The following is a 16,106-nucleotide window of genomic DNA, read 5'->3' as shown; positions in this document are numbered from 1 at the left end:
CCGATGAGGACGGTACCCGGGCGGGCCGGGCGGGGGTATGGCGGCCCCCGCCCGGCCCGTGCTCAGATCACACGCACCGGACCCGGACGACCATCCGGTCGTCACTGGCCAGGTTCCTCGCGGAACCGGACCAGCCGTTGGCGACCCGTCGCGAGCTCGTGAGGATCCCGGACGCCGAGTCCCCTCCGTTCTTGTTCTCGAGGTAGACGCCGCCGCTCAGCGGAACCCGGGCGGTCGGGCACGTGGCGGTGCGACTGGCGGTGCCGTTGGTCGGGGCCACCGTGGTGGCCGCCGGCTGCACCGAGTTGAGCGTGCCGCAGAGCGTGCGGACCACCAGGACGTCCGACGCGGTCGGTGTGGCCCCGGTGACCTTCCAGCCCGATCCGTCCTCAGCCGGAGCACTCCCGATCAGGCGATTTGCCGTGATCGACGTGGAGAGACCGGCCGGTTGGACGAAGTAGCCACCCCCACCGAACGCCACCTGACCGAGTTTGCACGGGGCGAAGCCGGTGCGGATGCCGGTCGAGGGCGACGTGATGGTGACCGTGGAGACGGTCGTGTCGGCCGGAAGCTGCGACGTCGGTGCGCAGGTGGTGGTGGTGGACAGGACGTTGTTCGGCGTATCGCCGGTGATCAGGCCGGCGGCGCGGATGTGCTGGAAGCCGGAGGCGTTCCCGCCCAGGCTCGTCAGGTCGGCATCGCCCGCGCCGGCCGCCACGAGCGTTTCGCCGGTCGGGCACGGGATCTGCCGGCTCCGGACCTTCTGGCCCTTCGGGCCGATCACGGTGTCCTGGAGGTCGTGGATTCCGCTGATCGCGGCCGACGCCGGTGCGGCCGGCAGCGCGACGAGCGCACCGAGCGTCAGGGCGAGTAGTGCGAGGAGTCGAACGACTTTCATCGAGTCTCTCTTCCGAGCAGGGACTGCGGACGGCGCCAGTCAACGGGCTCGGTGAGCGTTCAACTATGCAGAAATGCGCACAGTGGACGGTAGTCGGCTAGCCGACAGGCCGGGGCGGCCGACCGGTGGGTGCGTAGGACGGCAGGTCGATCGCCCCGGCGGCCTTGTGCAGCGGCGCCATCGCGGCGGCCAGCAGCCGGTCCTTCAGCGGCAGCTTGTCGATCACCGCGAGCATCCGCATCGAGCCGCGCACCTGCCGCGGCGTCTTCAGTACCATCCGTTTGACGTTCGCCGGCCCGAGCTTCTGGTTGCGCTCGACGAACGGGCGCATCCGGCGTTCGTAGGCCTCGAAGCCGCCTCCGGACGCCAGCTCTCCGGCCAGTACGTAGGCCCCGACCAGCGCCAGGCTCGTGCCCTGCCCGGACGCCGGTGACGCGCAGTACGCCGCGTCGCCCACCAGCGCGACCGGCCCGGCCGACCAGCGGTCCATCGTCACCTGCGTCATGACGTCCGAGTAGAGGTCGTCCGAGGCGTCGACCGCATCGAGCAGCCGCGGCACCTCCCAGCCCTCGCCGGCGTAGACGTCGCGCAGCGACGCGGGCCGAGCCGGCGCCTCGTACAGGAACATCGCCTTCGCGGACGAGTCCCGCGTCGTGCTGTAGACGAGCGTCGTGCGGCCGGGGCCCACGTAGGTGACCTCCTCGCGGTCGAGCCCGAGGTCGTTCGGCACCGACGCGATCGCGATCCGGTAGCCCAGGTCGTGCAGGTAGTTCTCCTCCGGGCCGAACGCGAGCGCGCGGGTCGTCGAGTGCACGCCGTCGGCGCCGATCACCAGGTCGTACGACGACGTCCGGCCGCTGCTGAACGTGGCCCGGTTGCCGTCGAGCGCGGTGATCGCCTCGCCGAAGCGGTACTCCACGTCGTCTTTCGTGAGGTGGTACAGGAGCCGGGTCAGGTCTCCGCGCAGCACCTCGGCGTCGCCGTGGGCGCGCCCGCCGAACGTGTCACCGTCCATGGCGGCCACCCGCTTGCCGGTGGCGTCGACGACTGTGCCCGAGCGCACCTCGGTCCGTAAGCTCCGCAGCTCGTCGAGGATGCCCATCCGCTCGACCACCGGCAGCGCCGCGCCGCGGATGTCCACCTTGTAGCCGCCGTCGCGGAGCGCGGACGCGCGCTCGGCGACGGTGACCGAGAAACCGTTGCGCCGCAGCCAGTAGGCCAGCGTGGTGCCGGCGATGCTGCCACCGACGACGAGAACCGAAGAAGTCATGCGCTGATAGTACGATCGTGTAAGACGCCTGTGCAAGACGGATGTGTAGGCTCCTCGGCATGGGAAACCGCGAAGACCTCCTGGGCGCCGCCAAGCGCTGCCTGGAGGACAAGGGGTACGCGCGCACCACCGCCCGCGACGTCGCCACCGCGGCGGGGGTCAGCCTGGCCGCGATCGGCTACCACTACGGCTCCAAGGAGGCGCTGCTGCAGGCCGCCCTCCGCCAGGCGCTCGAGGAGTGGGGCGACGACCTCTCCCGGAGGCTCGCGAGCGCGCCGGTCCACGACGACCCGGCGAAACGCTTCGCCGCGCTCTGGAACCGGGTCGTCGAGTCGTTCGCCGCCAACCCGTCGCTGTGGCGGGTCCAGTTCGAGGTGCTGGCCCAGCCCGACCTGCGCGCGCTGTTCGGTGAGGCGCACCGCGAGGCCCGGCTCGGCCTGACCGAGATGTTCGGTGGCGCGCCCGAGGGCGAGGAGGCGCGGGTGGGTGCGCTGTACCAGGCCCTGCTCTCGGGGCTGGCGGCGATCTGGCTCGCCGACCCGGCCGGGACCCCGGACGGCGACGACCTACTCGCGGCTATTCGCGCGGTAGCGTCCACATTGCACTAGAAGCTCTCGGCGAGAGAGGAACTATCCGCTAATTCGGGTGCGGACGGTATGAGCTGCGCAAACGCGCGAGGTTGCCCGCCGGTAAATCCTTTGGGGAGGGTGTTGACTGAGGGTCGAAAAGGGGCCAATGTTCGGCGAGCGATACGCGTGAACCGTTTCTAATTCGCAGCGGTATCCCTCCGCGCGTGTCCGCTGATCACCATCGGCGGGACCAGCAGTCGTCGGCCTCCGAAGGAGCTGATCGTCCGTGCGCAGGGCCGACCCCGCAGAGCTGGCCGAACCGGCCGGCCGGTCCGGCAGCACGATCGGGCGGCGCATCGTCCGGACCCTCGCCCTGCCGGTCGTCGCCGCGCTGGTGCTGCTCCTCGTCATCGCCGCGATCCAGGTCGGCAACTACCGCTCGGCCGCCGCGACCGCCCGGGCGGTCACGCTGGACCTCGCGGTGCAGGACCTGGTCCAGGAATTGCAGACCGAGCGCGGCGTCACGGCCGGCCTCCTCGGCGGCAACGCCGGGTTCCGCGCCGAACTGACTCGCGTCCGCGACCGGGTCGACGAGCAGCGCACCGCGGTCGAGAAGCTGGTGGACGACGGGGGCACGGTCGACGACCGGGTGGCCGACGCGGTCCGGTCGCTCGAAGGGCTCGCCGGGGTGCGGGCCGGCGTCGATACCGGCGGCGGGACCCGGGCACCCGCGTTCGCGTTCTACACCGCGCGCGTCGCCGAGCTCAGCCGCGTCGACTTCGGCCTGGACAGTTCGGCGGACGCGGAGCTGCGCCGCAACGTGGCCGCCCTCCAGGCGCTGGCCGACGTGAAGGAGGCGACGGCCCGGGAGCGCGCGTTCCTCAACGGCGTGTTCTCGGCCAGCGGGTTCGGAAAAGGCGAGTTCCTGCAGTTCGTGACGGCGCGCTCGGCGAAGGACGCGGCGCTCGAGACGTTCACCCGCTACGCGTCCGAAGACGCCCGCACCTCGATGGCCTACCTGCTCGACACCGGTGCCGCACGCGAGGCCACGTACTTCGAGGCGGTGGCCCTCGACGCCGGCGACGGGCGGCCGCTCCAGGTCAACCCGCAGTCCTGGCAATCCGCGCTCACGACCGTCCTCGACGACATGCTCGACCTGCAGCAACACGTCGGCTCGGTGATCCGGGCCCGGGCCGAGGTGCTGCAGAACCAGGCCACCGTCCGGATGGCGGTTCTGCTCGTGGCCGTGCTGCTGAGCGTCGTCGGATCGGTCTACCTGGCGTTCCGCGCGTCGAGATCGATCGCACGGCCGCTGGCCGCGCTGGCCGGTGAGGCCAACCGGCTGGCCGGACGTCAGCTGCCGGAGGCGGTCCGCCGGACCGCGGCCGGCGACGACGCGCCCGCACCACCACCGGTCGTCGTGCCGAGGGGAGCGACGGACGAGGTCCGGCAGGTCGCCGACGCGTTCGACCGGGTCCAGGCGACCGCCTACTCGCTGGCGACCGAGCAGGCCCGGCTGCGGCGCACCAGCGCCGAATCGCTGGCCAACCTCGGCCGCCGCAACCAGAACCTGCTGCGACGGCAGCTGGGCTTCATCACCCGGCTCGAGCGGGAGGAGTCCGACCCGGCCGGGCTCGCGAACCTGTTCGAGCTCGACCACCTCGCCACCCGCATGCGACGCAACGCCGAGAGCCTGCTGGTGCTGGTCGGCGCGGCCAGCCCGCGGCAGTGGTCGCAGCCGCTGCCGGTCGCCGACGTGATCCGGGCCGCGGTGTCCGAGGTCGAGGAGTACCGCCGGGTGACGCTGCGCCGGGTGGACGACGTCCTGGTCGCGGGGTCGGTGGTCAGCGGTATCGCGCACATGCTCGCCGAGCTGATCGAGAACGGCCTGTCGTTCTCCCCGCCGGACGAGAACGTCGAGATCCACGGCCGCCGGCTCGGTGACGGGTACCTGATCGCGGTGTTCGACCAGGGCATCGGCCTCAACCCCACCGAGATCGACCGGGCCAATCAGCGGCTGCGCGGCGAGGGTGACTTCCTCACCGCGCCCGCCCGGTTCCTCGGCCACTACGTGGTCGGCCGGCTGGCCGCCGACATGGGGATCGAGGTGCAGCTGGCGGCGTCGCCGGTCACCGGCGTGACGGCCCGGATCACGCTCCCGCCGAGCATGCTGACCGAGGCTCCGGCGCTGACGGCGGCCGACGCGTCGGCGCTCGGCCGCCGCCTGCAACTGCCGCGGCCCGGGTCGGACGACCTGCGCCCGCCGCCGGCGCTGCGGCGGGAGGCTCCGGTGACCGTCGACTCGGTGGTCGTCGCCGGGGCCGTCTCGGTGCCGGCGCAGCGGCCGGGCCGTCCCGAGGGCCCGGCGTACGACACGCGGAAGGCGCCGTCGTCGCTCGGCGTCGACCTCCACACCGTCGATCCGATCGACGAGGCCGTCGAACGGACGACGAACGGCCTGCGCAAACGGACGCCCCGCGGACGGCGGGCGACCACGGCCACCGGGCCGCATCCGACGATCACCGCACCGCCGGCGGGTGAACGCCCGGCCCTGCTGAACGAGTCACCGGACGCCCTGCGGGCCCGTCTCGCCGCGTTCCGCGACGGCGTCCACCGCGGCAGCAGCACCTCTCCCGATGGAGGAAACCTCCGTGAGCGTTGACACGTCGGCCGACCGCCACCAATTCAACTGGCTGCTGGGCAACTTCGTGCACCAGACCGACGGCGTGCGTGACGCGGTGGCGGTGTCGTCGGACGGGCTGCTGATCGCCGCGTCCGACGGGCTCACCCGGGCCGAGGCCGACCAGCTGGCGGCGATCGTCTCCAGCCTGGCGAGCATCGCCCGCAGCGCGTCGCGGCGATACGACTTCGACGGGCTGAAGCTGATCATGATCGAGATGCGCCGGGGGTTCCTGCTGGTGTCGGTGATCGACGGCGGGAGCTGCCTGGGTGTGGTCGCCGGGGGAGACAGTGACCTGGGGCTGGTCGGCTACGAGATCTCGCTGCTCACCGACCGGTTCGGTGCGCTGCTGACCCCGGCTCTGATCGCGGAGTCACGGCAGCACTTACCGCGATGAGCCATCCGCGGTGGGGTCCGGATCCCCGTCCCGAGCCGATCCGCCCCGCGGAGCCCGACGAGGACCCGGTCGTCCGGCCGTTCATGCTCACCGGTGGACGGACCCGGCCCCGGCACGACGGGCTGCGGATCGAGACGCAGCTGCACGCCACCGTCGGTTCGCTCGCGGCGCCGCTGCGATTCGAGTCGCGGCGGATCGTCGAGCTCTGCCAGGCCCCGCGCTCGATCGCGGACCTGTCCGCGGCGCTCCGGGCGCCGCTCGCGGTCGTCCGGGTGATCGTCGCCGATCTCGTCACCGAGGGATACCTCCGGATCGACGAGCCGCTTTCCGACTTCGCGCCGGAATTGATCGAAAGGATCAGGGACCGTGTTCGGGCGCTCTAGCGAGCCGGCCGCACCACCGATCGCCGTCAAGATCGTCGTCGGCGGCGGATTCGGCGTCGGCAAGACCACTTTCGTCAGCGCGATCTCCGAGATCGAGCCGCTGATCACCGAAGCCGAGATGACCGAACGGTCGATCGGGATCGACGACCTCTCCGGTGTCTCGGGGAAGACGACCACGACCGTCGCCCTCGACTTCGGACGGATCACCCTCGACGAGTCGCTGCTGCTCTACCTGTTCGGCACGCCGGGCCAGGACCGCTTCGCGTTCCTCTGGGACGACCTGGTCGACGGTGCCCTCGGCGCGATCGTGCTGGTCGACACCCGGCGGGTCGAGGACTGCTTCAACACGATCGACTACTTCGAGGAGCGGGACCTCCCGTTCGTGATCGGCGTCAACGTCTTCGACACGACCCGCCGTTTCGCTCTGCACGAGGTGCGCGAGGCGCTCGGCGTCGACCCGGACGTCCGGCTCGTCGAGTGCGACGCCCGGTACCGCGAATCGGTGAAGAACGTCCTGGTGGCGCTCACGGAGGAAGTGCTGATGCAGCAGCTCACGAAGCAGCGGGCGGGGTCGACGTGGTGAGGCGGGTGGTCGCGGCGTGGTGCGTGCTGATGCTGGTGGCCGGGTGCGGCGCGCAGACCGCCGTGACCCCGCCGCCGGGGGTCCCGTCGGCCCGGTGCGGAACCGTGAAGATCGCGGTCAACCCGTGGGTGGGATACGCCGCGAACGTCGCGGTCGTGAGCTACCTGCTACGACAGCAGCTCGGCTGCACGGTCGTGGCGAAGGACCTCACCGAGGCCGCGTCCTGGGAGGGTCTCGCGAACGGCGGCGTCGACGTGATCCTGGAGACCTGGGGCCACGACGCCGAGAGGAAGCGGTACATCGACGACACGAAGGTCGCGGTGGAGCTCGGGCTGACCGGCAACAAGGGTGTGATCGGCTGGTACGTGCCGCCGTGGATGGGTTCGCAGTATCCGGACGTCACGAACTGGAGGAACCTCAACAAGTACGCGGACCTGTTCCGCACCGATCAGTCGGGCGGCAAAGGCCAGTTCCTCGACGGTGACCCGTCGTTCGTCACGAACGACGCCGCGCTGATCCGGAACCTGAAGCTCGACTACACCGTCGTCCACGCCGGGAGCGAGGACAAGCTGATCGCCGCGTTCCGCGACGCCCAGAAGAACCGCACGCCGCTGCTCGGCTACTTCTACGCGCCGCAGTGGTTGCTGTCGGAGATCAAGCTCGTGCACGTCGCGCTGCCGACGTACAAGCCCGGTTGCGACGCCGACCCGAAAGCCGTCGCGTGCGACTACCAGCCGTACGACCTGGACAAAGTCGGCCGCAAGGCGTTCGTCGACTCGGGCAGCCCCGCGGCGGAGCTGATCAAGAACTTCACGTGGACCGACGACGACCAGAACGCGGTGGCGCGGGACCTGACGGTGGGGAAGAGGACGCCGGATCAGGCGGCGAAGAGGTGGCTCGACGCGCACCGGGCGACGTGGCACGAATGGATGCCTTGACCTGACGGCCCGGGACGTTCGGTGGTGCGCACGCGGCCGGGCGAGGCTGGTCGCGTGCGCGGGCACAAAATAACAAGCCCAGACAGGTGGGTCGGCGCGGCCACGACGGTGCAGCCACGACGGGGGGTGGCTGAGGCGCGCGTTCGCGCCGACGCCGAGGCGGGCGCCGACTCCCGGCCCCGGGGCGCCCGGACTGTTCGGAGCTGAACGCCCGGCCCGTCGCCGCGGCGATCGAGGCCCCGGGCGATCGGCGCGACGCTGGTGGCACACGGGGAACACACCCCGACCACACCTTCCGGAGGCTGGACGTCATGAGCGGCTGCTACAGCAGCGGCTCAAAAAATGTTCTAAACCGATAAAGACTTCCGCGTACGAACTCGCTGGAAGCAGGAACAGGGTTCGCTACACAGAGTGACAGGTGGGGGTCGGCCGCGCCGCCCCCACCCTCGCACCACCCAGCGGCGCGGCCACGTTTTCGCAGATCAGAACCACAAGCGAATTGCGGACGGCTTCGCCGGCTCTTTCTACGGCCGCGATACGCCCCCGCGACCACCGGCCATGAGCGGTCTGGGCGACGTGGGTTCTACATGCGTCCGACCCTGGCCTTCGGGTCAGTCGAACTGACCGCTCTTGATGCCTCCCAGGAAGCTCGCCCAAGCCGCTTCAGGGATGGTCAGCCACGTACCTTCTGGGTCTTTGGAGTCGCGCACCTTGACGCTTTGGAGCGATCGCGCGACTTCCACGCAGTTGCCGTTGGCCTGGCTTCGGCTGCTCTTGCGCCACACGGTGCGGTCTAACGCAGCCATACCGGCCTCCTCTCGTGGATCTATTTCAGCTCCCGAAGTGCCCGCTGGATCAACTGTCCGGACTGCTCGCGGTTGTTGGCGGCGGCACGAAGGTGCTCGTAAGTCAGCGTATACTGCGCAACCTCCGAGTCGGCCTCCAGGTAGACGCTGGATGTGAGATTCTCCAGGTAGACCACGTCCGCGCTGTCTTCGAACCCGAGGATCACGAACGGTCCGCCCATCCCAGGGTGGGCGCCCGCCGAGTACGGCAAGACTTGGATCGTGGTGTGCGGTCGCTCGCCGACTTCCAGCAGATGTTCGAGCTGTTGCCTCATGGCATCGAGGCCGCCCACCTGATAGCGGAGCACGGGTTCCCCCAGGATTACCCATAGTCGCAGCGGGTCATCGCTGCGCACCCGCGCTTGCCGTTCCATTCGCAACTGCACGCGCTTGTCGACTTGATCCGCGCTCGCTTCAGGTAGCTGCGCTGTCACGAGCGCGCGGGCGTAAGCCTCCGTCTGGAGCAGTCCCGGAACCGTCTGCGGTTCGTACGTGCGGATCGAGACGGCCTCGGTCTCGAAGCTGATGTACGCCGCGTACTGATCGTTCAATACGTCGTTGTAGGGGTGCCACCAGCCACGTTGCCGTGCCTCGCGCGCGAGCCGCACCAACGCCTCTCGCTGGCGATCATCTACTCCGTACAGACGCGCGAGGGTGTCGACGTACGCCGTCCTTGCTGTTGCCTGACCGGTCTCGATGCGCGACAGCGCGGAGTGCGAGATGTCGAGGTGCTCGGCGGCGTCCTCCAGCGAGATCCCGGCGGCCTTGCGGAGCCTGCGGAGTTGCTCGGCGAGTCGGCGCCTCCGGACCGTGGGACTTGGACGCTGAGCCATGGGCGTCAGTCTGCCGCATAAGGCCATGCGGCAATGTTAGGCCCCGGTCGACCCAGAGACGCACATTGCGTTTTACGAATGTGCGTGCCACCATCGTTCGCGGACGCACTTTGCTTCGCGCGACCTTAGCGGATTCTCGCTGACGGCGACGTTCCCGAGTAGGCCCACCGCACTCCGAACCCGGAGTGACACGCCCACTGGTCGAGGAAGGGAGCCGCGATGTTCACCGCGGATTTCTTGTCACCGCACGAACCCTTGGACAGGCCCGGAGTCGTCGCATATCTCGGCGCGCCACGGCCGGCCGAATCGGCATCGCTTGAGGCTGCTGTGCGCGACTTCGCCGCGCAGAACGGGATGGGCACGGTCAACGCCGTGTACCAGGACACTGGGCCGTTGGCGGGCGGGAACCTCGGAACGGGATTCGATCGATGTCTCGCGGCGCTTCTGGTCGGCCGAGCGCGCCGAGTCGTGCTTCGTGCAGGCACGGACAAGGGCATGCGCAGCGCCAGTGCAGCATGGGTACGAGCCGCCGGTGGCGAGGTCTTTTGGCTAGACGGAGCCGCGCCGTGTCTCTGACTCCCGAGCGCACGGAACACGTTGAGTTCAGCCTGGCCGTCGTTGCGTTGCAGATGCACCAGCCGTTGACATTGTGGGCGTCGGGCCCCAACCCGCAGAAGCTCCTGGTGAAGGTCTGTGCGGACGACCAGGACCCGTGGCCGTGCGACACCCATGAGTGGGCGATGCAGCGCCTTAACACCGTCCCGTCGCCGATCCCGGTCTCCGGCATTCCGTGCGACGCGCACCCGGGCCAGCGGGTCACTGCGAACAACGGTCATCACCCCGACGACGTGCACGAGAAGCAGGACGACCCCCCGACCGTCTGAACCCCCTCGTTCCGGAGACCTCGCCGTGCATACCAATCCGCGTTCCCGCTATCTCCGCGACACCGCGCCCGAGCTCCCGCGACCTGGACTGGTGTGGGACTGCCTGAACGGTGGAACCAACCGCCCTGACGACCGGATCATGTTCAACAAGCTTTTGATTCACCTTCCCCGGCTTCGCCAGGACGCGAAGGCCAACACGCAGTTCCGGCACCTCGCCGTCCTGCACCTGCTCTCCCGGGGCATCCGCCAGTTCCTCGACCTCGGATCAGGCGTCCCGGTCTGGAAACGGCCGCTGCACAACGTGATCACCGATGCCGACCCGGACGCGCGCATCCTCTACGTCGACCACGACGAGGTGGTCTGCGAACGGTCCCGCGAACGGATCGGGACGACCGCCAGCGCCCTCGCGTTGCACGCCAACGTGACCAAACCCGAAGGCGTGTTCGGCAGCCAGGAATTCGCCGACCTGTTCGACCCCTCCCAGCCTCTCGCGATCCTGGCGACCAACGTGTTTCAGCACGTGTCCGAGGCCGACAGCCCGCGCCGTCTGCTCGCCGCCTACCGGGCCGAGTGCGTGCCCGGATCCGCACTGGTGATCGCGCATCCCACCGCTTACGACCTCACCCCGTCGCAGACCGAGCCCGTCACGCGCCTCCACCGCGAGGGCGACTACCCCTACATCTTCCGCACGACCGACGAGATCACCGCCCTGTTCGAGGGCTACCAGATCCTTCCCGGCGGCTTACTCAGCGATCAGCCCGAGCCCCGCGCCGTCCCGATCGCCCGATGGGACACCCCCGCGCACCGCGCGGACCCCACGCTCTCAGCCCTCGCGCACCTCTTCTACGGCGGAGTCGGCATCCTCCGCCGCCCCGAACCCGACCCGGAAGGCGGTACCCAGCCGTGACCACCACTTCAACCCTCTTGCGTAACGGATGGCGCGGCGTCGCCCGAGTCAACTCCACCCAGCCCCCCGGTATCTGCCAGCCGCCCGCATGGCCGCCGCCGCCTCTACCCCGCCGCATACCCGGATTCGCGCTCATCGCGGTCAGGACCGAAACGATGCCCAGCCCCGACGCACGAACCGCTGATCCCGGCTTCTCGTGGTTCACCCCAGGCCCGAAGCAATCCGCCATGCAGCACGGGTAGCGGCACACACGCTTCTGTCGCTGGCTGGACCCCGCGACCGAAGAGCGGCCCGAATCCGGTCGAGGGCGAATAGAAGGATAGGGTCTTCGCCCCCGGGGCTGCTGTAGCGGGCTGCCACCGCGATTAGTTGGTGGTCGCGCTGGCAGCGCGCTACGCCCCTCCACCCCGCGATGCCTACATGCGTCGCTATCAGCTTCCTGCCGTCCGCCCGGAACCGGCGGCGGGAAGGCGGCCCTTCCCGGTGGGTCGCTGACAAAAGGCTGCCAGCGTCCGGTGAGGAATTGGAACGCCCGCTGGACGCTGGCAGCCCGGTGTCTGTCGATCCGGAAGTATTCAGCAGACAGTGTCGGTAACCTAAAGCAATCGCGTAGTAGCAGGCGGTAATCCGATGACCTCGGTAGCCGCCCCGGAAGGGATGATGAATGCCCATCACCGCGTCTATTCCCTCGCAGAACGTGTTACTCGTTCAGCCTCCGTATCTGCGGATCGCCGGTTCACACAATGACCGCCTTCCGCTGGAACTCTGCTATCACGCGAGCTACCTCACTCGCGCCGGTCATTCCCCGATCGTTCTCAACGCCGACGCCACGGGCGCGGAAACCTATATTCCGTGGCGCCAGTTGTTCGACAACTTCCGATACGTGGCCGCCGCCGCCGAAGGTGACGCCGCTATCTACGACGAGACGGTAGAGCGCATCTGTTCCTTCCGGCCGGACGCTGTTGTCATTTCCGCCGCCGACACGGTGACGCCGTGGGTCGATTCCGGAAACGCCTACATCTCCGCTGAGCTGTCCCGCCGGCTGATGCGCTTAGGTATCCGCACGGTCGGAGTCGGGCCGTTCTACACCGCAGTACCGCACCGGTTCGTTGACGCGTTTACCACTATCTTGCCCGGCGGTCCCTCACCGTCGATCGTGGACGCCGTTGCGCCGGACGCCCGAGGTGTGATCGCACCCAGCCCGCATGACCTGTTCCTGTTGCCGTCGCTGGAGATGCAGCCCGCCGACGTCCGTGATGACGTGGTGATGACGGCCTTCGGGTGTGTCTACTCGTGCACGTTCTGCCTAGCCCGCGATCTGACCTACCGGCCCGTGCCGCCGGATCGGGTCGCCGCCGACATCGCCGCGCGCCGCGCCTCACTGATCGACTTCGGAGACGCGATCCTTCCGCTACGCGCCCGACGTGTCCGCGAACTCGCCGCCGCGCTTCGCGGAATGGCGAAGCAATACACGTGCGAGGTCAGCGTCAAATCCATCACACCCGACCGGTTGGACGCCCTCGCGGAGCTCGGAGTCGTACAAGTCAAACTCGGTGTGGAATCCGGCGACGATCGCACGCTCGCCGCGATGGAGAAGAAGCAGAACCGCGATGAGTGCCTGCGTGCGGCACAGATGATCCAGGAACGCGGAATACGTCTCAGCGTGTACGTGCTTCTCGGCGGTCCCGATTCCGACGCCGATTCCGTCGCCGCGACCTACGACCTATGCACCGAGATCGGCGCCGACGATTACATCGTCAACGTGTGGAGTCATCACGAATTGGAGCGCCGGGACTTCCGGTACGACGGTCATTTCTCGTCCCGAATGGTGACCGAGTGGGGACTGTCCGACGACATGGATCGGTTCTTTGCGCTTCAGGACGCCCGCCGGAAATTCGGTCTCGGGACGCTACTGCGCCCGCCCACGCTGGCCACCGTCTGACCGGCGGATGCCGGACACCGAAACGGAGTGGGCCGCCGAGGCGTCCGCGTCCGTGCGAGGCGACCTCACCGGCGCCTACACCGACTGCTCTCCCGCCGTCGACCGGGAACCGTCGCTGATCGTCAACCTCGCGATCGGTCACCGCGCCCGTGCGCGCATCCGGCCGTCCCCGCAGCCGGGTGTACGGGTCACGGTCGACGGCGGGAGGTCGGAGGCGCCACCCGTGCTCGCTGACGTCGTAACCGAGATCGCGGGCCGTCTCAAAGTCGACGCCGTCCAGATCGACGTGTCGCTACCCGTGCCGCCCGGAACCGGTCTAGGTACCTCTGCCGCTCAGGGTGTGGCCGTCACCGCCGTGTGCGCCCGCTACAGCGGATACGAGGTGAGCCGCGATGCGCTGGCCGAACTCGCCGCAGCCGCCGAGAGGTCGGCCGGTATCGCGGGAGGCCGTCAGGACCAGTACGCCGCAGCTCACGGCGGTTGTCACCTGTGGCAGATCGGCCCAGGGCAACAGCCGGCGGTTGGCGCGCGGATCACCCTTGCCCCCGCCCTGACCAGTGCTTTTGTTCTCGCGCATCCCGGCGGAACCCGGGATTCCGGAAATCTGGTCGACGTCATCGCCCAACGCCAACAGGACGACGGCGCGATCCGTACCGCGCTCCGCCGCCTCAACGAGCTAGCCGCCCCCATTGCCGCCACCCTCACCTGTGGCGACCTCCCCGCACTGGCCGAGCACCTGCACGCCGTCCGGCAGCTTCAGCGCGCGTTGCATCCGGCCGTAGTCGACACCCGTGTGGAAGAGAAGCTGCACGCGTTGCCGGGCGTGCTGGCCGCCAAGCCGTGCGGCGGAGGCGGAACCGGCGCGGCGTGGCTTGTCCTCTGCCAGCCGGGCGCAGCCGATACCGTCACGGCCATGCTGCCCGCCGCCGGACTGCACGCCATCACCGTCGAACCCGACCCTCAGGGCGTCGCAACTACCGGACCGGCCGACCCCGGAGCACATCCCCGATGAACGCACCCTGGCGTGTCCTAGACAGTGACATCGCGTTCCCGAGCCGATGGGCCACCATCCGCCGCGACCGGGTCGAGCTCCCCGACGGCAGCCAGACGGACTACTTCCTGGCTGTCCGCCCACACGTCGCTCTCGTGCTTGCTTTCACGACCGACGATCAAGCCATCCTCGTCACGCAGTACAAGCACGGCGCCGGTAGCCGAACCACCGAACTGCCCGGCGGAGGCTTCACCCCCGAGGAAGACCCCGCCGAGGCAGCCGCTCGTGAACTAGTCGAGGAAACCGGATACGTCTGCCGCGACGGGCTACACGCGGTCGGCGCCTTCTACGACGACTCCAGTAAAAACACGAACATGGTGCACGCGTTCACCGGTACCGGCGCGGTCGAACGATCCACACCCACGCTGGACTCGATGGAGCAGGCTGCCGGACTCAAGACCATCCTCGTGCCGCGCGCCAGCCTGCCCGCGATGCTCGCCGACGGAACCATCCGTTCTATGTCTTCGGTCGCTGCGATCTACCGCGCACTCGCCGACTAGCCGACCCGAACACGCCGATGGCCGGTTCCCCGTCAGACGAAGGAACCAGCCACCGGTTAGCCGCCACCAACTCCTTTCGCGGCGATCCGTTGTGATGGGTCAGCGGTGTGCTTCTCCTTGGATGCCACCTCCGATCGTGTCGTCGTCTCCGGCCTCACCCGACGAGTCACCGCCGTTGCCGATGAGACCGCCCCCGCCGTAGGTGGGGGTCTGTTCTGCCGGGTCGAAACCCGCCCGATACGTGACCGCGATCCGATGCACGCACCACTGATCGCCGTCTCGCTTCGTGGTCACGGTCCAGTCCTGATCCGGCGCGGCCCAGAAGTCGAACCCGTCTTCCCCGCGCGGGTAGAACTCCGTGATCGAGGTGAACCGCACCTCGGCGGTGTCCTCACCGGTCGTGGTGTACGTCAGGTCCGTGGACTCGACGGACACCACGAACTCAGCCGGGGGCCACTCGGTCGTCTGCCGCCGTATCTCGGCGTCGACGGCCTTCTGTGCGTTGCCGGTGTCGCCGTCACACACCGACTGCTTCCATGGGCCGGACCCGAGTGGTTCGGGGAACGTGTCGAACGCGTCCCACCACCAGGTCATGACCCGCAGGTCCGGCCGATCGGGCGGAGGGTCAGGCCGCAGCAGTCCGCCCGCGAGGCCGAACGCGGCAAGGATCAGCACCAGGACGAGACCGACGGCGCCGAGCTTGAGGCGTAGCGACCGGCGAGCCGTCCGGCGATCACGACCGCGACCGGATGCCTGTTCGGTCCGGCCGTCATCGTCTGCGCCGTCGTCATGGCGAGGGTCGGTGTCGTCGGGGTGGAAGCGGGGCCGCAGCGTCGGCAGCGCCGCCCCATCAGTGTCAGCAGCGGTGAACAACGGATCGTCGGCACTGCCGAATCCGAGCATGACATGGTCCTTTCTCCTGTCTGGGAATGGGCGGTGAGGTCACCGCGGAATGGGGGTTCGCTGCGCCGGCCGCGCCGTTGGACGCGCGCGAGTCGTGCCCGCCTTGTGCGAGCGGCGCCACCGGCCCAGCGAACGTGCCCCCGCTTACGGCCCGGTGATGGCCGGGGCGTAGGTCAGGCACATCCAGTCGATGTCGGAGTCGGACGTGTAACCGGCCCGGACCCGGATCGGGGTAGCCCGGTCGTCCCCGTTGACGTAGCCGATCCCTGCACCCGTCGACTCGTCAGCCGGGATCAGATGCGCGTGCGCACCCCGGGCCGTCGCGCCGCCACCGAGAACCAGATCGGCCTGCCCCAGTTCATCGACCCGCAGCACGATGCGCGTGGTGAACAACTGCCGCATCGGCACAATCTCTTTGCGCGAGCCGCCCCCGCCAGATGCACCGGACGCGCACAGCCGCCGACCCCGCGCACCTGATCGTGCAACGCCCCCAGCTTCCCCGACCGCCCCCACGCGAAAATCC

At 69.1% G+C, this 16,106-nt stretch carries 17 protein-coding genes; 11 read left to right on the top strand and 6 right to left on the bottom strand.

All coding sequences use genetic code 11. From position 1 onward, the window contains the following. Positions 1-67 precede the first annotated feature (67 nt). Complete coding sequence (locus ACIBZJ_RS02500) at positions 68-898, bottom strand: hypothetical protein (protein ID WP_395924646.1); 831 nt, start codon at positions 896-898, stop codon at positions 68-70. A 97-nt stretch (positions 899-995) separates the two neighbouring features. Further along, complete coding sequence (locus ACIBZJ_RS02495; protein ID WP_395924644.1) at positions 996-2,168, bottom strand: FAD-dependent monooxygenase; 1,173 nt, start codon at positions 2,166-2,168, stop codon at positions 996-998. Positions 2,169-2,227: 59 nt separating this feature from the next. Here ACIBZJ_RS02495 and ACIBZJ_RS02490 point away from each other — a divergent pair, with 59 nt between their 5' ends. The 6 genes from ACIBZJ_RS02490 (at position 2,228) to ACIBZJ_RS02465 (ending at position 7,718) form a co-directional block, all read left to right on the top strand. Continuing rightward, complete coding sequence (locus tag ACIBZJ_RS02490; RefSeq protein ID WP_395924642.1) at positions 2,228-2,776, top strand: TetR/AcrR family transcriptional regulator; 549 nt, start codon at positions 2,228-2,230, stop codon at positions 2,774-2,776. A gap of 247 nt (positions 2,777-3,023) precedes the next feature. After that, positions 3,024-5,399 carry a nitrate- and nitrite sensing domain-containing protein gene (locus ACIBZJ_RS02485; protein WP_395924640.1) on the top strand — a complete coding sequence of 792 codons (2,376 nt, stop codon included), beginning with the start codon at positions 3,024-3,026 and terminating at the stop codon, positions 5,397-5,399. Next, complete coding sequence (locus tag ACIBZJ_RS02480) at positions 5,389-5,814, top strand: roadblock/LC7 domain-containing protein (RefSeq protein WP_395924638.1); 426 nt, start codon at positions 5,389-5,391, stop codon at positions 5,812-5,814. Before ACIBZJ_RS02485 ends, ACIBZJ_RS02480 begins: the two co-directional genes overlap by 11 nt. Beyond that, the gene (locus ACIBZJ_RS02475; protein WP_395924636.1) at positions 5,811-6,197 is read left to right on the top strand and encodes a DUF742 domain-containing protein; all 387 of its coding nucleotides are present in this window, start codon (positions 5,811-5,813) and stop codon (positions 6,195-6,197) included. The genes ACIBZJ_RS02480 and ACIBZJ_RS02475 overlap by 4 nt, the downstream gene beginning before the upstream one ends. After that, the gene (locus ACIBZJ_RS02470) at positions 6,181-6,780 is read left to right on the top strand and encodes a GTP-binding protein (RefSeq protein ID WP_395924634.1); all 600 of its coding nucleotides are present in this window, start codon (positions 6,181-6,183) and stop codon (positions 6,778-6,780) included. Before ACIBZJ_RS02475 ends, ACIBZJ_RS02470 begins: the two co-directional genes overlap by 17 nt. Before the next feature lie 29 nt (positions 6,781-6,809). Then, the gene (locus ACIBZJ_RS02465) at positions 6,810-7,718 is read left to right on the top strand and encodes an ABC transporter substrate-binding protein (protein ID WP_395925982.1); all 909 of its coding nucleotides are present in this window, start codon (positions 6,810-6,812) and stop codon (positions 7,716-7,718) included. A gap of 611 nt (positions 7,719-8,329) precedes the next feature. On the opposite strand, the gene ACIBZJ_RS02460 is transcribed toward ACIBZJ_RS02465, so the two are convergent. Further along, complete coding sequence (locus tag ACIBZJ_RS02460) at positions 8,330-8,524, bottom strand: DUF397 domain-containing protein (RefSeq protein WP_395924632.1); 195 nt, start codon at positions 8,522-8,524, stop codon at positions 8,330-8,332. A 20-nt stretch (positions 8,525-8,544) separates the two neighbouring features. Beyond that, the gene (locus ACIBZJ_RS02455; RefSeq protein WP_395924630.1) at positions 8,545-9,396 is read right to left on the bottom strand and encodes a helix-turn-helix domain-containing protein; all 852 of its coding nucleotides are present in this window, start codon (positions 9,394-9,396) and stop codon (positions 8,545-8,547) included. A 566-nt stretch (positions 9,397-9,962) separates the two neighbouring features. Between ACIBZJ_RS02455 and ACIBZJ_RS02450 the strand changes: the two genes are divergently transcribed. The 5 genes from ACIBZJ_RS02450 (at position 9,963) to ACIBZJ_RS02430 (ending at position 14,680) form a co-directional block, all read left to right on the top strand. Further along, positions 9,963-10,280, top strand: coding sequence for a hypothetical protein (locus tag ACIBZJ_RS02450; RefSeq protein WP_395924628.1), 318 nt, complete (start codon positions 9,963-9,965; stop codon positions 10,278-10,280). Positions 10,281-10,305: 25 nt separating this feature from the next. Further along, positions 10,306-11,187 (top strand): SAM-dependent methyltransferase, encoded by an 882-nt coding sequence (locus ACIBZJ_RS02445; RefSeq protein WP_395924626.1) that lies wholly within the window; start codon positions 10,306-10,308, stop codon positions 11,185-11,187. A gap of 664 nt (positions 11,188-11,851) precedes the next feature. After that, positions 11,852-13,129 carry a B12-binding domain-containing radical SAM protein gene (locus tag ACIBZJ_RS02440; protein WP_395924624.1) on the top strand — a complete coding sequence of 426 codons (1,278 nt, stop codon included), beginning with the start codon at positions 11,852-11,854 and terminating at the stop codon, positions 13,127-13,129. A gap of 223 nt (positions 13,130-13,352) precedes the next feature. Beyond that, entirely contained in the window at positions 13,353-14,141 is a 789-nt protein-coding gene (locus ACIBZJ_RS02435; RefSeq protein WP_395924622.1) for a hypothetical protein, read from the top strand. After that, positions 14,138-14,680: an NUDIX hydrolase gene (locus ACIBZJ_RS02430; protein ID WP_395924620.1), complete on the top strand. Its 543-nt coding sequence runs from the start codon at positions 14,138-14,140 to the stop codon at positions 14,678-14,680. Before ACIBZJ_RS02435 ends, ACIBZJ_RS02430 begins: the two co-directional genes overlap by 4 nt. A 99-nt stretch (positions 14,681-14,779) precedes the next feature. Here the strand turns inward: ACIBZJ_RS02430 and ACIBZJ_RS02425 are convergent, their stop codons facing one another. Both ACIBZJ_RS02425 and ACIBZJ_RS02420 read right to left on the bottom strand, forming a co-directional pair. Continuing rightward, positions 14,780-15,583: a hypothetical protein gene (locus ACIBZJ_RS02425; protein WP_395924618.1), complete on the bottom strand. Its 804-nt coding sequence runs from the start codon at positions 15,581-15,583 to the stop codon at positions 14,780-14,782. 144 nt (positions 15,584-15,727) lie between these two features. Beyond that, complete coding sequence (locus ACIBZJ_RS02420) at positions 15,728-15,985, bottom strand: hypothetical protein (RefSeq protein WP_395924616.1); 258 nt, start codon at positions 15,983-15,985, stop codon at positions 15,728-15,730. Positions 15,986-16,106 lie beyond the last annotated feature (121 nt).

The sequence above is a fragment of the Cryptosporangium sp. NPDC051539 genome, from assembly GCF_044454545.1.
In the GTDB taxonomy this organism is placed as follows: domain Bacteria; phylum Actinomycetota; class Actinomycetes; order Mycobacteriales; family Cryptosporangiaceae; genus Cryptosporangium.
Note: the sequence above shows the minus strand (reverse complement) of the source record. Positions and strands in the feature narration are given on the sequence as shown.

Excerpts from the sequence above, each read along its gene's own strand:
- ACIBZJ_RS02500 (WP_395924646.1), bottom strand. The coding sequence starts at position 898 with ATGAAAGTCGTTCGACTCCTCGCACTACTCGCCCTGACGCTCGGTGCG.
- ACIBZJ_RS02495 (WP_395924644.1), bottom strand. The coding sequence starts at position 2,168 with ATGACTTCTTCGGTTCTCGTCGTCGGTGGCAGCATCGCCGGCACCACG.
- ACIBZJ_RS02490 (WP_395924642.1), top strand. The coding sequence starts at position 2,228 with ATGGGAAACCGCGAAGACCTCCTGGGCGCCGCCAAGCGCTGCCTGGAG.
- ACIBZJ_RS02475 (WP_395924636.1), top strand. The coding sequence starts at position 5,811 with ATGAGCCATCCGCGGTGGGGTCCGGATCCCCGTCCCGAGCCGATCCGC.
- ACIBZJ_RS02465 (WP_395925982.1), top strand. The coding sequence starts at position 6,810 with ATGCTGGTGGCCGGGTGCGGCGCGCAGACCGCCGTGACCCCGCCGCCG.
- ACIBZJ_RS02460 (WP_395924632.1), bottom strand. The coding sequence starts at position 8,524 with ATGGCTGCGTTAGACCGCACCGTGTGGCGCAAGAGCAGCCGAAGCCAG.
- ACIBZJ_RS02455 (WP_395924630.1), bottom strand. The coding sequence starts at position 9,396 with ATGGCTCAGCGTCCAAGTCCCACGGTCCGGAGGCGCCGACTCGCCGAG.
- ACIBZJ_RS02440 (WP_395924624.1), top strand. The coding sequence starts at position 11,852 with ATGCCCATCACCGCGTCTATTCCCTCGCAGAACGTGTTACTCGTTCAG.
- ACIBZJ_RS02430 (WP_395924620.1), top strand. The coding sequence starts at position 14,138 with ATGAACGCACCCTGGCGTGTCCTAGACAGTGACATCGCGTTCCCGAGC.
- ACIBZJ_RS02425 (WP_395924618.1), bottom strand. The coding sequence starts at position 15,583 with ATGCTCGGATTCGGCAGTGCCGACGATCCGTTGTTCACCGCTGCTGAC.
- ACIBZJ_RS02420 (WP_395924616.1), bottom strand. The coding sequence starts at position 15,985 with ATGCGGCAGTTGTTCACCACGCGCATCGTGCTGCGGGTCGATGAACTG.